At 43.4% G+C, this 15,453-nt stretch carries 13 protein-coding genes; 3 read left to right on the top strand and 10 right to left on the bottom strand.

Going from position 1 to position 15,453, the window contains the following annotated elements; translation table 11 throughout:
* Positions 1–97 precede the first annotated feature (97 nt).
* The 8 genes from BLR65_RS07160 to BLR65_RS07125 are packed head-to-tail and all read right to left on the bottom strand — an operon-like array spanning position 98 to position 9,454.
* Positions 98–1,375: a thiamine pyrophosphate-dependent enzyme gene (locus BLR65_RS07160; protein ID WP_093793509.1), complete on the bottom strand. Its 1,278-nt coding sequence runs from the start codon at positions 1,373–1,375 to the stop codon at positions 98–100.
* A 20-nt stretch (positions 1,376–1,395) separates the two neighbouring features.
* A complete protein-coding gene (locus BLR65_RS07155) occupies positions 1,396–2,652 on the bottom strand; it encodes an NAD(P)/FAD-dependent oxidoreductase (RefSeq protein WP_093793508.1) in 1,257 nt (418 codons plus the stop codon).
* Positions 2,653–2,662: 10 nt separating this feature from the next.
* Positions 2,663–3,838 carry a hypothetical protein gene (locus tag BLR65_RS07150; protein WP_093793507.1) on the bottom strand — a complete coding sequence of 392 codons (1,176 nt, stop codon included), beginning with the start codon at positions 3,836–3,838 and terminating at the stop codon, positions 2,663–2,665.
* The gene (locus BLR65_RS07145; protein ID WP_169716969.1) at positions 3,839–4,729 is read right to left on the bottom strand and encodes a 2-oxoacid:acceptor oxidoreductase family protein; all 891 of its coding nucleotides are present in this window, start codon (positions 4,727–4,729) and stop codon (positions 3,839–3,841) included.
* Between the two features lie 31 nt (positions 4,730–4,760).
* A complete protein-coding gene (locus BLR65_RS07140) occupies positions 4,761–5,456 on the bottom strand; it encodes an acetate--CoA ligase family protein (RefSeq protein WP_093793505.1) in 696 nt (231 codons plus the stop codon).
* Between the two features lie 38 nt (positions 5,457–5,494).
* The gene (locus BLR65_RS07135; protein WP_093793504.1) at positions 5,495–6,928 is read right to left on the bottom strand and encodes an acetate--CoA ligase family protein; all 1,434 of its coding nucleotides are present in this window, start codon (positions 6,926–6,928) and stop codon (positions 5,495–5,497) included.
* Between the two features lie 38 nt (positions 6,929–6,966).
* Positions 6,967–8,022, bottom strand: coding sequence for an Ldh family oxidoreductase (locus BLR65_RS07130; protein WP_093793503.1), 1,056 nt, complete (start codon positions 8,020–8,022; stop codon positions 6,967–6,969).
* 37 nt (positions 8,023–8,059) lie between these two features.
* Complete coding sequence (locus tag BLR65_RS07125; protein WP_093793502.1) at positions 8,060–9,454, bottom strand: sodium:solute symporter family protein; 1,395 nt, start codon at positions 9,452–9,454, stop codon at positions 8,060–8,062.
* Positions 9,455–10,212: 758 nt separating this feature from the next.
* On the opposite strand from BLR65_RS07125, the gene BLR65_RS07120 reads away from it, so the two are divergent.
* Both BLR65_RS07120 and BLR65_RS07115 read left to right on the top strand, forming a co-directional pair.
* Positions 10,213–10,974 carry an IclR family transcriptional regulator gene (locus BLR65_RS07120; RefSeq protein ID WP_093793501.1) on the top strand — a complete coding sequence of 254 codons (762 nt, stop codon included), beginning with the start codon at positions 10,213–10,215 and terminating at the stop codon, positions 10,972–10,974.
* Between the two features lie 17 nt (positions 10,975–10,991).
* Positions 10,992–11,543: a UbiX family flavin prenyltransferase gene (locus tag BLR65_RS07115; protein ID WP_093793500.1), complete on the top strand. Its 552-nt coding sequence runs from the start codon at positions 10,992–10,994 to the stop codon at positions 11,541–11,543.
* A gap of 185 nt (positions 11,544–11,728) precedes the next feature.
* On the opposite strand, the gene BLR65_RS07110 is transcribed toward BLR65_RS07115, so the two are convergent.
* Positions 11,729–13,318, bottom strand: a complete 1,590-nt coding sequence (locus tag BLR65_RS07110) for a sigma-54 interaction domain-containing protein (RefSeq protein WP_093793499.1) — start codon at positions 13,316–13,318, stop codon at positions 11,729–11,731.
* Positions 13,319–13,554: 236 nt separating this feature from the next.
* On the opposite strand from BLR65_RS07110, the gene BLR65_RS07105 reads away from it, so the two are divergent.
* Positions 13,555–14,445 carry a LysR family transcriptional regulator gene (locus tag BLR65_RS07105; protein WP_093793498.1) on the top strand — a complete coding sequence of 297 codons (891 nt, stop codon included), beginning with the start codon at positions 13,555–13,557 and terminating at the stop codon, positions 14,443–14,445.
* A 174-nt stretch (positions 14,446–14,619) separates the two neighbouring features.
* Here BLR65_RS07105 and BLR65_RS07100 read toward each other — a convergent pair whose 3' ends face one another.
* A complete protein-coding gene (locus BLR65_RS07100) occupies positions 14,620–15,417 on the bottom strand; it encodes a methyltetrahydrofolate cobalamin methyltransferase (protein ID WP_093793497.1) in 798 nt (265 codons plus the stop codon).
* Positions 15,418–15,453: the final 36 nt, after the last annotated feature.

The raw sequence follows: 15,453 nt of genomic DNA, 5'->3' as shown, positions 1-15,453 counted from the left end.
ACAGGCGAAGCCGTACATCTTGATCAACGCCAAAAGTCACTTCGCCTATTATCATAAGTTCAATTACTGCTGCATTAACAAATTATCAAACGATATTTTATTTGCTCGATGCCATATGCTTGATGATCTCATACGAATGATTGACCTGCTCCTGGAATGTTACATAATCAGCGTCAACCAAGTGGGCAAACCGCCTCATGAGCTTAGTAAACTCTTGAATAGGCAATGGATTGTTTACTTCATGCGTCAAAGTAATCACACCATTTTCCGCTTCCCATAGCGGGAAAAAGTTGGTTTCCACAGCGGCTCTGGTTATTTCCACACCGCGCTCGCTCTTGTATTTCCAGCCGGTAGGACAAGGCGTTAAAACATGAATATAAGCCATTCCTTTTTTAACAGCCTCTTTCGCCTTCAAAAGTTTCTTCATGAAATCTTCCGGATAGGCAAGGGTCGCTGTGGCAACATATTCAATATTGTGATAGGCCATGAGCAACGGCACATTCTTCGGCATACCCTGTCTGCCGCGTCCCACTGACCCCACCTGCGTAGTAGTCGTCCAACTCCCGAATGGCGTCGTGCTGCTTCTTTGAATACCGGTATTCATATAAGCTTCATTATCATAGCAAATGTACAAAATTCTCTCGTTTCTCTCCGCCGTAGCCGATAACTGACCAAATCCTAAATCAGCTGTGGCCCCATCGCCAATGATTGCTAAACAAATCGTGTCTTTGCCGATACGCCGGAAATAGCGGGACACGCCTGTAGCACTGGAAGCAACGTTGGTCATCAGCGTCCCGTAATAAGAAGCCTTGATCCTAGAACTCGTCACGTTACAGCTTGGTGCGCCAAACAAAACAACATCATTGCCGATAGTACGCATAATAAACCGGTCAACCCATTCCATGCCGCAGCCTTCGCAGAACGGCAGCCCCGGAGCAAAGGGATCTTCCAACATGTTCGCCAGGATGGGTTCGGCCTTTTTATATTCAAGAATATTATGCGGGCACGCTTCGCTGCACAACGGCTTATCACCGCAAAGATCGCATTTTTGCGATTTATGCTCTTGTTTTTTAGGATAAATGCCGCCATATGGACATACTAAATTACAGATGCCGCAACCGACACAAATAGCTTCGTTGATAACAACCGTTCCTGAATCTGAACGGCTTATCGCACCCGTAGGACACACTTCCAGACATTCCGGCTGACTGCATTCATTACAGGTTAACACGGAATGAAAATTCACTTCGGGAAGATCAATTTTCTCAATAACTGCTTCCTGACCTGCCTGTTTTCTCTTGCTGCAGGCTTCAACACAAAGGCTACACGCTGGCGGACAGTTAGCCCCGCAAACCACGAGGGTATTATTTAACATTATCTTTCCTCCTTTGACAGTTAAATCATGTTATTTTTACGATCTTGCAACATCAGCCAGCAAGCCGCTTCTCTTGGTTTTGCAAGCAATAATTGCTTATATTTTTTTACTGATACCTGTTCTCTGATCAGATAAGTAAACACACCGGGGTGAATAAATTTCATGTTTACGCCTTCAACCCCAACTAAATAATCTTCTTTAAACACTAACTTCAAAAAGCTCTTGTCCGCTGCGGTTTCCGAAACTTCATAGCCGGCTTCAGCCTGCGGATTGGTAATGCCAACACTAAACAGGCTTTCATCAAAACAGCGTAACTGATTTTCTGAAATCCAGCCTTTATACTCTAGCTCTTCCCCGGCCATATTGGCTCCCGCTACTCTTCCTTGGCTAACGGCCTCAGGCAGTATCGGGCAAGTAGCATTTTCGCCGTCAAAAAATGACGGTGCGGCGGCAATATCGCCGGCAACATAAACATTAGGCAGGTTTGTTTGCATATGTTTGTCGGCTTTTATGCCACCTGCCACAACTGAAATTTCGCTACTGGCAAGCATGTTGCCAGCCACCCCGGTAGCTACAATTAACCGGTCAACGGTTAGTTTTTCGCCGCCGCTTAACACCAGTTCAAGCTTATTTTGCACTGTTTGGGCCGACACCAGCGTATTTTGGGTGATTACCTTCCCACCATTCTGCTTGAATGCTTTTTCAATTAACGCCACATTTTGCGGGCTGAAATACTTGCGCAGCAGTGAGCTACGGGCTATAATCGTGACTGCATGACCTGCCATACAAAGTTTTTCCGCTGCCTCCACAGCCACAAGCCCGGCACCATAAATAGCAATATTCTCCTTTGGGCCCAAGCCCCTATGCAACCTTTCAAAGTCTCCATATGTTCTAAAAGTATAAATATTTTCCGGTTCCAATTTATCGATGGGCGGGATCTGCGGACCAGCGCCGGTGGCAATCAGCAGTTTATCATAGGTTTCACACTCACCATTACTGTATTTAACTTTGTTAGCGTCATGTAAAATCTCCACTACTTCTTTGCCGCATACTAATTTTAAATTAGCATTCCTTAATATATCCTTGCCTTTCACAAATAGATCATTTTCGGTTAATTCCTTGCTAAGCAAATAGGGCAAAACTGCTGGTGAATAAGGTAATGTTTCTTCCCTGGTAACTAGTGTTATCATAGCAGTTTGATTGATTGCACGAATCGAGCGGGCGGCAGCCAGAGCGGCCGGGCCTGCGCCGATAATCAAATATTTGGCATTATCCATAGTATCCTCCTTATTCCCACATCAGCCAATTGGTTTCCGCTGTTTCTTTACCTTTTAACGCAGCGTTACTAACGGCAACGGCTTTTTTGATATGATCCGCAGTAATATCGGTACTTGCAAAACCATCAATAAAATCAAGCATCCTGGGCGGTTTGACCATATCCGGCAAAACCGCTTTAGTCTCCATAAATAAATGGCCGCAGTCCCAGCCCAAACAGACACTGCGATCAATTACGGCGACCATTTTTTTGCCATCTAAAACTTCCCGCAATTTTTCGCGGGGGAACGGCCTAAACATCCTCAGTCTGGCTAAACCCACTTTCATCCCTTTTTCACGGGCTTCGTCAATAACAACCCGCACGGTTCCGGCAGAGCTGCCGGCGGTGAGAACCATAATTTCTGCATCTTCCGCTCTGTACGTATCTACCATACCGCCATAGCTGCGGCCGAAAATATTTTCAAACTCTTTTTCAATTTCTATTAGTTTAGCTTTAGCCCGCTCCAAAGCCTTGCTTGTCTTATAACGGAATTCGGCGAATTTCGTACCGGCAATACTTGGACTAAACTGCAAATCTTTATTGGAAACCAGTGTGGGACGCGGACTGTTTTTAACCGGCGCCAAAAATCTGTCAACAGCTTCCTGATCCGGTATTTCCACACGCTCGGATAAATGGGAAATATAAAAACCATCATAGGCAACCACTACCGGCAGCAATATTTCCGGATCTTCTGCCAGACGGTAGGCCATAATAACCGAATCAAGGATTTCCTGGCAGGTTTCCGGTTCAATTTGAATCCAGCCACTGTCTCTGATACTCATAATATCCTGACGGCCGCCGCCAACACCACGCATTGATGGGGTTTCCCTGGTAACGTCAACCATAACTGCGGGGATACGCAACCCTGCACAATACATAAGTGCTTCATTCATATACGCTAATCCCCAGGATGATGTAGCCGTAAATACCCGGGCGCCAGCCACACACGCGCCGGTGATAGCACTCATAGAAGTGTGTTCCCCTTCGACTTCTACCATCTCTGCATCTAACTGGCCTTCAGCATGAAAGTGTGCCAATTCCTCAGCAAGCGGTGTCTGCGGAGTAATGGGATACATGGCAATTACATCCGGGCGTGATAAACGTACGCCATGTGCCGCTGCTTTATTACCGGTAAGTACTTTTATCAATTAAATAACCTCCTCAACTTTCATCTTGAGCGCATGTGCCGGACACTCATTGGCACATATGCCGCAGCCTTTGCAATAATCCAAATCCGGATGGAAATATCCGTCTTTTTCCTGCTTCATACAGCCACCAGGGCAATAAATACTGCACCACCCGCAGATTTTACACGCCGCTTTATCCAACGCGGGCCGTCTGTATCTCCATTCTCCTGTCTGCGCTACAAGCAGATTTTTACTTACATCCGCCCATGCTGATTCCAGGGAAGTGGTAATTGTCGGCGGTTTTACTACCGGATCTTGTTCGTTGAGCAAATCCTTTTGTGCGCCACTTGCCTCTGACGGAGAGAATTGAAGTATTTTTACTTCATTAAAACCTCTTTCCATACTACGAAGGTTGCCGGCTAAAATTTTCTCCTTGAAAAAGAGGGGTAATGCCTTTTTCAAATCCTCAAGCTCTACAAGCCCTGTAGTTTTAGCAAAAGCACCCAGCATGCATGTATTCGTAATGGCTGTCCCGGTTTCTTCCAGGGCAATGCTGACAGCATCAATAAATCCCAGCGTCTTTTGATTTACCTGTAAATCAATAATATGTTGTTCATGCTTCGTATTGGCGATAATAACACCGCCGGCTTTAAACCCTTCATAGCATGTCGGATTATCGGTCAATGACTGATCCAGCATCAATAAAATATCCGGATTATAAACCCGCGTATGTTCCCGGATCGGCGCATCCGCATACCGGGCAAAAGCCATAACCGCCGAACCTCTTCGCTCAATACCAAAAGACGGGAAGACAGAAGCGTACTTGCCGCCAAAAACAAACGCGTTGGCCATCATTTCCGCAGCCATGACTGTTCCTTGTCCACCTCGACCATGCAACCTTATTTCACCCATATGACTACCCTCCATTTATGTTTAAACTTCATTATGCTTTTAAAATAAGTCGTGCATCGACAACGACACAGCCGTCAGGATAACAAAATACCGGATTGAAATCCAATTCTTTAATATCAGGGAAAGCTGACAGCAATCGGCCGGTATTTACAATGACTTCACAGAGTGCGTCAAGATCGCACGCTTTTTCCCCTCTAACTCCCTTCAGCAATTTAAATACATTGGTTTCTTGTATTTGCCGTAATGCTTCTTTTTTGTCTAAAGGCGCCAAACGGAAAGACACATCCTTAAAAACTTCTACATAAATGCCGCCTAACCCGAACATCACAACCGGACCAAACTGGTCGTTTTTCAGGCCGCCGACTACAACTTCCACACCTTTAGAAACTTGCTTTTGTACGACCACACCTTCAATCTCGGCAGTGGGGCATGCTTTTTTTACGTTATCCATCAGTTTGTCGTACGCATTATCAAGTTCAGCTGCGTTTTGTATTCCTGTAATTACTCCCCCCGCATCTGACTTGTGAATAATTTGTTTGGAATGGATTTTTATAACCACAGGATAACCCATATCCCGGGCACTGTTCAGGCAGTGTTCCTTATCGGCTGCCAGCGCAGTTGCGGGGCTGGCAATAGTAAATGCCTTACAAATTGCTTGTGCTTCCAGTTCCGGCACAACGGTTTTCCCTTCAGTAATACACTGTTTGATTATATCTTGGCAGGGCATATTGAGCCTCCTTATACTTGTCCTAATATAGTAATGTATTAACTATTTTGCCGCCGGTAGGCGCTGTATCTAATCATATTTACCATAACCCTAGCGGCATCATCCGGATACTCAAATGTCGGCAAGCCGTTTTCTTCTAAAATGGTCCGGCACTTAGCTACAGCATTACCCGCTAACATCACAGAAAGTAAAGGTTTCTTTTTCGCCTGCGGCACTGAATTATAGCCTTCCAAAATCGCCTCTGCCAATCCTTCATCTTTGATAAATCCCGGAGGAGTTGTCATAAATATAATTCCATCAATGTCGTCATCCTGCATTAGCAACTTAAGTACATCCGCATGCATTTTTTCGGTTACGGAAGCAGTCATGTCAATATACCCATCCGGATGACCGATATTGGCACTAGGCACCAGGTATTTGGCCAATTCTTTTTTCAGCGGCTCGCTAAAATGGGCCAGTGTAGCCTCGCCTGTCAGCACTAGCTCGTCCACGCAAATTGTGCTGGGGCCGCCAACAACAGTAAGAATGCAGATCCTGTTACCCTTTGGCAGCGGCTGCTTGTCAAACGTCCTGGCAGTATGATAAAAATCGGCGACACTTTGTGCTCGGATTACGCCTGCCTGACGAAAAGCACCATTATAAATATCATTATTGCCGGCAATCGAAGCGGTGTGGCTGTGTGCCACATTTGTTCCCATGCTTGTTTTACCCGCCTTAATAACTACAACCGGCTTTTTCCTGGTTACTTTCGCGGCCACATCAATCATACTGCGAGCGTCGTTAATGCCATCCATATACATGGCAATAACTTTGGTTTTTTCATCGTCCGCCATGTAGGTCAGCAGTTCTGTAAAATCTACATCAGCCATATTACCCAAAGATACAAACTTATTAATGCCTACCAGTTTCTGATCCCTAGCCCAGCGCAAAAAGGAAGTCGCAAATGCCCCACTTTGACTTACTATGCTAACTCCGCCTTTGGGCGTATTAGGCGGTACACTAAACGTAGTGTTAACGCCGTTATAGGCATCTACTACCCCCTGGCAGTTCGGACCAATAATCCTGGCCCCACACTCCGTAATCGTTGCCATCATTTCCTGTTGCAGGTTTTCCCCTTCTTCGGTCCCCATTTCCCGAAAACCGGCGGCCACAACCGTAACCGCCCCTGCATCGCCTTTTTCTTCCCGCCGTTTTTTTATATCATAAGCAACACGCACACAATTTCGGGGGCTTACGGAAAGAACAATTAAATCAATCGGTGCGGGAATGGATAAAAGGTCTGGGTAACATGTTAAACCGGAAATTTCATCAAGTTTAGGGTTTACCGGATAAACATTCCCGTGCAAACTCATTTGTTTGGCAAACTCCAAAATCTGGTTATTGGGTTTTCCCGGCGTAGCGGAAGCACCAACTATTGCTATTCCTCTAGGCTGAAAAAATTTATCAATATTGGTTGCTACTACTTCTGCCATCTATATTGCCCCTTTCCTTTTTACACTGTCATTGCTTTTTATTGCAAATTTAATCTCTTGGCCCAATCCTGCAACGTGTTCCAAGTCGCGGTTGGTAATGTAATACCCTCTTTGATGGACTGATTGTATTTATTGGCTTCAATTTCACCTGGTACAAAGACTTCCTGACATCCTTTCGCCAATTTTGATGACTTAATTTCTTTACGGCTTTGTTCCATTTCTTTCATATAATCATCCAGCGAAATAAAGTCTTCAAGATTAATAATCACTGCAAAATGGCCGATATTTTGCATATGTTCCAAATCACCGTATAAAGAAGTAATGTTCTGACCATGATTTGAACCGGTAACAATGCCGGCAAGAATGTCAATAATTAAAGATAAGCCATAGCCTTTAGGCCCGCCAACCGGCAGCAAAATACCTTCCAGTGCTTCTTTGGGATTAACAGTCGGTTCACCCTCTTTATTAAGAGCCATTCCGGCCGGCAAGTCGTAACCTTTTTGCGCTGCCAAAAATACTTTGCCCCTCGCCGTAGCGGTAGTAGCCATATCTAAAACAACCGGATGCTTCGGCCCGGGAAATCCGTAAGAAAAAGGGTTCGTGCCAATGCAGGGAGTAATACCGCCCCACGGAGCCATTAAGGGTGTGCCGTTAGTCATGACCAATGCTGCCATGTCGGCCTCTGCCGCTTTGGCTGTATAATATCCGCAAGCGCCAAAATGATTGGAGTTGCGAATCGCAACTGCACAAATTCCAGCGGTTTTGGCTTTGGCAATCCCCATATCAATACCTTTGCTCATGGCTACTTGTCCCAACCCTCCCTGGGCATCCAACAGTAATAAGCCGGCTTTCTCTTTTATGGTTTTTAATGCGGTTATCGGCTTTACACAGCCAGACTGAATGCGCTTCAAATAAATATCCAACCACCGGACACCATGCGATTCCACGCCTTTAAGATTGGTATCCACCATAACTTCAGCCGCAATTGCTGCGTCTTCAGGCGGAACGTTTACTGCTTCGAGTAGCTTACGTGCCAATTCTTGCAATTCGCTGGAATTGACTATCACATTTTCTCCATTCACTTTAACTGACATCTGACTCCATCTCCTATAATTGTTTTTTTATTTTATATTATTGGTTTTCAATCTGGGGGTTCGACGTCTGCTTCATCTTATTAAATGCATAATCAAGCAGAATTACTACAGTCGGAATAACAATGGCAACATAAATATTGTCGATTCCATAAGGGTTTCCTAGGATCATCCAAGTAATCGTTCCAATAAGACTCAGAACTAAGGCAACAGTGCCGCCTGTTTTGGTCGTCATTAACGGCGCAAAAATCATAAACAGTAGTAAAACCGTGATTGAGGATCGCAAAGCCCGTGCGAAAAAGAAAGTTTTGATCATACCCGGTACGCCTAATGCAAAGGGAATCGGTATTAAGCCAATTATGATAGACATAATTCGTGTAGCCCAAATTTTCTTCTTTTCATTAGGTTTTGCATAAGGGACATAAAAATCTTTAATCATCAACGCCGTTGCCCCCAGTTGACAAGCCAAAATAGATACAAATGTCGAAGCAATAATCGATGCTGTTACAATACCAACCAGCCAGGGGTTCATAATATCAAAGTAAGCCGGCATAGCCATTACGCTTTTTATACCTGGAAAAATAGCCGTAGCCATAACGCCAATATAAGCGGCTAAAAAACCAATCGGGAAAATTGCTAACCCGGCAACAATCGTGGCTTTTCGCGCTTGAGCGGGATTTGGCAACGAACAAATGGATTGAAGAACGTATTGAGTAGAAAATACGGCACCAATATTGCCGACTGTCCAGGCCAGCAATTGAGAACTCTTTACTCCGGCAAATAAAGAATAATGTGTTTCAGGAATTTTAGTCAGTAATTGCGGATTATTATGAGTAACAATCCAGGCAGTAGCACACAAAATTATCAGCCCTAAAAACTTAAAAGCGGTATGGATAATATTGGCATACCCGACGCCCCGAAGGCCGCCAAAGGACACATTCAATGTAGCTGCCACGGCAATCATGTAAACGGCGTTTTCGATAGGAATGTGAAGCAACGCCGCAATAGCCGAAGCACCTCCTGTATACACAGCAACACAAACTGTGGTTAAAGCAATTGCCATGGCGACAGATACAACCATCTTAACGCCGTTTCCATAATGATGAGCTAATGCACCTGAGATGGTATATTCACCCAAGGCATTCATTTTAGGAGCCAACATGTAAGAATATAAGAGATATCCCAAAGCTAATGTAGAACAGTTCCAAGCAACAGCCATACCTTTTTCATAGGCGCCCTGAGCTGTACCAATCGTTGCCCCGGAACCAATGAATTCTGACATCAGCAAAATGCCGATAACCCAAGTACTCATTTGATTTTTCGCCGTCATAAAACTTTCAGTATCTTTCGTCTTTTTGACCGACCACATGCCCACAACTGTAGTAACAATTATATAGACAACTGAAAAACCAAAAATAATCCACAATCTATCCACCGACGGTCCCCCCTCTACTTAATACTATCGCCCGTTAACTTTTAACTTCCTCGCCACTGCTTAGCCAAGCTAATGCACTGTTGTTATTTCACCGCAGCGAATTACGTTACCCGAAAAATTGATCACATATTGGATCTTTTATCTCCTCCTTTCGTGTTTCCAATTTATATCTGCCCCGGCCGGTGGCGAATACACGCTGAATATTTTAAAAATTTACTTGCTTATACTGAAATATTTATTTACTATATTGAAATTTTAATTTTACATACTGCAATTATTCTACAGGTATTCTAATATTCCTCCTTTTTTGATAATTTTTTTATAATTTTCTCGACAGTCAAAACTTTGTTAATATTAAGATACTAGCGAAACAAGGTAGCTTCTGCTGGGATGTATTTATTTGCATTATGGATAAATATGGCTATAAGCAAACAAAAAAAATATGCTCGCGCATACAGTACATAATCGTAGCCCCCAAGACAATGTTTTCTCAAATAATGTCAAAAGAAAGCGGGAATCCTATGACTAGAACATACCTCAATCGCCTTAATGTAGCCTAACCATGGTTACTCTTTCGGCGATTGAATTTCTTTCTTGAATTGGAAGCATGAAGTATCATTGTCTTTCGATTTTCTATCTTTACTATTGACATTTATACAATACGCTATAATAATAGAGATAAAATTCCCAAAATAAAGGAATAACCTATATATTGATAGAAGATTTTAATATTTTAGGCATGAAAAGGATGATATAAAATAAATACGAATAAAGATTCTCTAAATAATAGTCTCGTAAAAGCTATTGCGATCATAAACAGTTTCTCGCCTGACAAACCAAGATTACGCTTAAAGGATATTAGTGATTTAACTGGTATCAGTCAATCTACTGTATATCGATTATTAAATACTTTGAAAGAATTTAATATGATTGAGCAAAGCGAAAAAATTTATTCATTAGGTAAAGTATTTCTAAACTATGAAAGAGTCGTTCTCAATTCGATAGAAATACGCCGAATTTGCTTACCATTTTTGGATGAACTGGCTAGCGCAACTCGTGGCAATGCCAATTTGGCAATACTTGACGGCAATGAAGTTCTCTATATTGCAAGATCGGAAACCTCTTACAATTCTTTTGGCTGTTTTAATGTTGGAATGAGGCGCCCCATATATTGCAATTCTCTGGGCAAAGTGTTAGTCTCTAATAAACTTGATCAAATAAAAGATATATTTAAAAATGGAGTTAGGCGATTCACAATGAATACAATTACTAATGAAGAAGTATTCATTGAGGAAATTGAAAAAGTCCGTCTGCAGGGATATGCCACTGACTTTGAAGAATGGGGAAATGGCATTAATTGTATTGGCGCTCCGCTTTACGATTCCAGTGAACAAATAGTTGCTGCCATTGGTATATCAGGTCCCACAACGGTTTTTGACAAAGATACAATTCTGAAACATGTTCCTGTTTTAATCGAATATGCCAACAGAATTTCTGGACGTCTAGGTGCTACGCGCTAGGGATAAGGAGCAAAGAAATGAAAATAATTGTTGCTATCACAGGAGCAACCGGTACTATTTATGCTATTCGCTTATTAGAGTTATTAAAAAAATTAACTATTGAAACCCATCTTATTATGAGTAAATGGGCGATCGAAACGCTTCACACGGAAACGAATTATTCCGTAGATTACCTTGAAGGTTTAGCAACAGAAGTTTACGACAATGGCAATTTGGCAGCTGCAATTTCCAGCGGTTCGTTTAAGACTGACGGTATGGTCATAGCTCCCTGCAGCATGAAAACACTGGCGGCGATCAGTCACGGGTTTAGCGAAAATTTAATACAGCGGACAGCCGATGTTGCTATTAAAGAAAATCGCAAGCTTATCCTTGTTCCGCGCGAAACCCCATTAAATCCAATACATCTGGAAAATATGTTAAAACTCTCACGAATGGGAATAGTCATAATGCCGCCTATGCCTGGCTTCTACAACCAGCCTCAAAGCCTTGATGACATTGTTAATTTTCACGCCGGGCGCATACTTGATCAGTTAGGAATCGAACATAATTTTATCAAGCGCTGGCATTAATATAGGCATACACATTTATTAATAAACTAAAAGCCGGTCAATATGATAGGATCGCCGGCTTTTGTTGCCGACCTGATAAAAAGACTGAACCTCTGATAATGGACTTTTATAAAGCCCTTCATCAGAGGTTCAGTCTTCATCTGGTTTTATTTTATTCGCTAAATCCGGCTTGCCTGCCAACTATATTAAGAAATATTATACTCCCGCATTTTTCGCCACAATGTGGTACTGCTGATGCCAAGCTTGCGAGCCGCATGACACCGGTTATTATTCGCCTGCTTCAACACTCTTACAATAGCTTGCTTTTCCGCATTTCTCAGGATAGCTGCCAAACTGTCCTCGCCACCGCTTATCATGTTTTTATGTACTGTTAATGAGTTATAAAGCTGAGGGGGAAGATGATAGATCTCCAGTTTCTTTTCTTCAGTACGTACCATATTCATCGCACTTTCTATGCAGTTTTGCAACTCCCGGATATTGCCGGGCCACGAATAGCTCTGGAAAACGTCATATACTTGCCGGGATATCTCCGTTACATTTTTTCCAAATACCTGATTATATCTAGCTGTGAAATAATTGGCCAACAGGGATATATCCTTGCCTCTTTCACAAAGTGAGGGGACACGTAATTCGATAACATTAATACGATAATACAGGTCCTCGCGAAAACGCTTCTTTTGAATTAATTGTTGAAGATTTTTATTGGTCGACGATATAATACGGACACTGACGGGGATTGGCTTAGTACTGCCAATTCGCGTCACTTCCCGCTCTTGAATCACGCGCAATAGCTTTGCCTGCAACTCCCAATCCATTTCACTTATCTCATCAAGAAATACCGTTCCCATATTGGCCGCCTCAAAAATCCCCATATTCCCGTCTTTTTTGGCGCCGGTAAAAGAACCGTCCACGTAGCCAAACAGATTGGCTTCTATTAATGTAGACGGTAAAGCCCCGCAATTAATGGCGATAAAGGGTTTATCCCTGCGGTCACTGGCATTATGTATTGCCTGAGCAAACAGTTCCTTGCCCGTACCGGTCGCACCATAAATCAAAACGGAAGAAAGCCCCTTGGATACATAATTAACGATGTTTTTGCATTTTTGGATAGCTTCGCTTTGGCCGATAATATCGGCTAACGTATAGCGGGCATACTGATATTTCTTAACTTCATTAACTAGTTTTTCTTTTTGTGACACCATCGCTTGGTTGTTAAAACCCAAGCCGAACTTCTCGGTAATGGGAATGCGTACCGCCGTAACACCGTGCAGAGTAATAGACTCGCCGATAACCGGCTTCTGACATTGCATAGATGCCTGCGCCGCTTTACTGATCTTGCCAATAAGCTTGTCACTTTTGCTGCCTGTATAATCAGCCGTTTCTAACCGGCGTCCGGAGTAATCAAAAAGTACGGCATCTCCACCTGCAACCTTGGCGATCATGGGCAAAGCTGCCGACAGTGCTTCCCGCAGTTTGTGATTACGTTCTATGCGCTCTATATTACTACAGCAGAGCACATAATTGCCGATTGGTAATGCCCAGGCTTCGGCTTCCTCAATAAATTGTGAGGTCCCCACTGCCGGTTTTCGCTGTTGACCGGCCTGTCTGGCTATGTCATACACTTCCCCTTGAAATTGAGATATTTCTTGCCCATGGGTATCAACACTTCTAAGTCTACGCCCTGTTTTATCGGTTACAGTGGCGTAGCCGCCTGTAATATGGGCAATAAAAGGCAATGCTGCGTACAGATGATCTAACAGTTCTTTATTATCCATGTTTCACCCGCCCTTGAATAAGCACTTCCGTAAACTCCGCCGAAGTTCATCCTCTAGCTATAAACCGCCCAATAAAGGATTTTATCATTCAAGGCTAACCGTATTGCTTACGCTTGCCGCCACCGCCAAATTTGTTGCTTTTCTTTCTAGTATAGGTGTAAACTACAAATAAGAAAAGTGAATATTTTTAACATTCTGGTTTAAAATAATTCATCTTGCAAAGGAGCGGAGTTGCTTTGAGCTTATATAAATATGAGGTTTTTCATTCCATCACAACGTTGGGAAGTATGTCCAAAGCGGCAGAAACTCTTAATCTAACCCATTCGGCGGTCAGTCATATCATTACTAACCTTGAAGGCGAATTAGGCTTTCCTCTGTTTACCAGAAATCGCGCCGGCCTAACGGTAACCAGCAATGGCGAACGCCTGTTGCCTTATATAAAGCAAATTTTAGAAATCAACGAACATCTAAAAAAAGAAGTGGCCGCTATCAACGGCTTAACCGCCGGTACGGTCCGTATCGGTTCTTTTTCCAGTGTCTCCAATATGTGGCTGCCCGGAATACTTGCCCAGTTTCATCAATACCATCCTTCCATACAGGTTGAATTGGCTGACGACGGCAATTATGATGAAATTGAGCGGTGGATAGACACCGGCCTCATTGACTTTGGCTTTGTCTCTTTGCCGACCGCCAAAACCTTTGACGTGCTGTTTTTAAAGAAGGACCGCCTGCTATGCGTCCTGCCAGCGGCACATCCTTTATCCCACAAAGATACGATTCATTTACAGGATATCGCCCGGGAAACATTCATTATGCCTAAATGGGGCAGTTACAATGATATAGGCAGGATTTTGCAGGAGAAGGGTGCCAAACTAACTGTAAAATATGAAATAACGGAAAGCCAGACTATTATATCGATGGTAAGCAAAGGCCTGGGCATCAGTATTCTGCCGGAAATGGTCCTAGCCAGGAATGCGGAAGATATCCGTACTGTCTACTTGGATCAATCCTATTACCGTAAAATAGGCATCGCCGCCCGCTCATTAAAGAACTGCTCACCGGCAGCAAAAAAATTTATTGCCTGTACAAAAGCATGGTTAAATGATCATAATCTGCTTGATTTTTAATATCATGAACTTAAAGGCCATCCTTACTCCTGCAAGGATGGCCTTTCTCTATTGTCTGCCGGGCCTACATGCCGGTATTTCCATTTCATTATCTTATATTAGAATAAAGACGTAACGCTAAGTTCCAAAAGAAACCGGAACTTAGCGTCAAGCGTCAGGGTGTAAACCGTCACTTTAATCGTAATAACCGTTTCTATAAGCCGTTAAGTAATCTCCGCAATATTCATCCTGGCCTAATAAAGTCCTGCCGGCCTGAATGAATCCCATCATTCCCTTATCTGTAGGATTTAGAATATAACCATCCATGCCTAGGGCCATAGTTTGCACTACAAATAATCGGTTCAGCACTTTCCGGCCCGGCAGTCCAAAAGATACATTGCTCAAGCCGCAGGCAAAGTGGACGTTCGGATAATCCTGCTTTATCCATTTGATGGTCTCCAAAACTTCTACCCCGGCTTGACTAACAACACTGATCGGCTTCACGAGCGGGTCAAAATGAATATTTTCCTCCGCAACGCCTGCCGATGTCAGCTTTTTGTACAGGCTGCTAACCACCCGCATGCGATCTCCTGCCGTATTCGGCATTCCCGTATCGTCCATGCATAAGGCAATCACCTTGGCCTTGTACTTAAGTACCAAAGGTAAAACTGCCTCATACCGCACCTTCTCGTCAGTAATGGAATTAATCAAGGGTTGTCCAGTGCGGGCCAGAGACAGTCCGGCCTCTAAGGCTTGGGGATTGGGACTGTCAATACATAACGGGATGTCAACGGCCGCCTGAATATTTTTTACCAGCCATTCCATGATTTCTACTTCGTTATGCACCTTGTTGCCGCAGTTCACATCAATGTATGTGGCTCCCGCTTGCATTTGCTCAATGGCGACTTTTTTTATATAGGCGGCATCCCGCTTATCCACCGCTTCACTGATGGATTTACGGCTTGTATTAATAAGCTCACCGATAATAACCACTGCTAATTTCTCCTTTGTCTTGTAATAACCCTAGCA

It is taken from the genome of Sporomusa acidovorans, assembly GCF_900101845.1.
GTDB lineage: Bacteria > Bacillota > Negativicutes > Sporomusales > Sporomusaceae > Sporomusa > Sporomusa acidovorans.
The sequence above is the reverse complement of the archived record's forward strand: the minus strand, read 5'-3'. Positions and strand labels throughout refer to the sequence as shown.

Bases quoted from the DNA above. Each gene is read 5' to 3' on its own strand.
- BLR65_RS07135 (WP_093793504.1), bottom strand. From the start codon at position 6,928: ATGGCAGAAGTAGTAGCAACCAATATTGATAAATTTTTTCAGCCTAGA.
- BLR65_RS07140 (WP_093793505.1), bottom strand. From the start codon at position 5,456: ATGCCCTGCCAAGATATAATCAAACAGTGTATTACTGAAGGGAAAACC.
- BLR65_RS07130 (WP_093793503.1), bottom strand. From the start codon at position 8,022: ATGTCAGTTAAAGTGAATGGAGAAAATGTGATAGTCAATTCCAGCGAA.
- BLR65_RS07115 (WP_093793500.1), top strand. From the start codon at position 10,992: ATGAAAATAATTGTTGCTATCACAGGAGCAACCGGTACTATTTATGCT.
- BLR65_RS07145 (WP_169716969.1), bottom strand. From the start codon at position 4,729: ATGGGTGAAATAAGGTTGCATGGTCGAGGTGGACAAGGAACAGTCATG.
- BLR65_RS07155 (WP_093793508.1), bottom strand. From the start codon at position 2,652: ATGGATAATGCCAAATATTTGATTATCGGCGCAGGCCCGGCCGCTCTG.
- BLR65_RS07160 (WP_093793509.1), bottom strand. From the start codon at position 1,375: ATGTTAAATAATACCCTCGTGGTTTGCGGGGCTAACTGTCCGCCAGCG.
- BLR65_RS07110 (WP_093793499.1), bottom strand. From the start codon at position 13,318: ATGGATAATAAAGAACTGTTAGATCATCTGTACGCAGCATTGCCTTTT.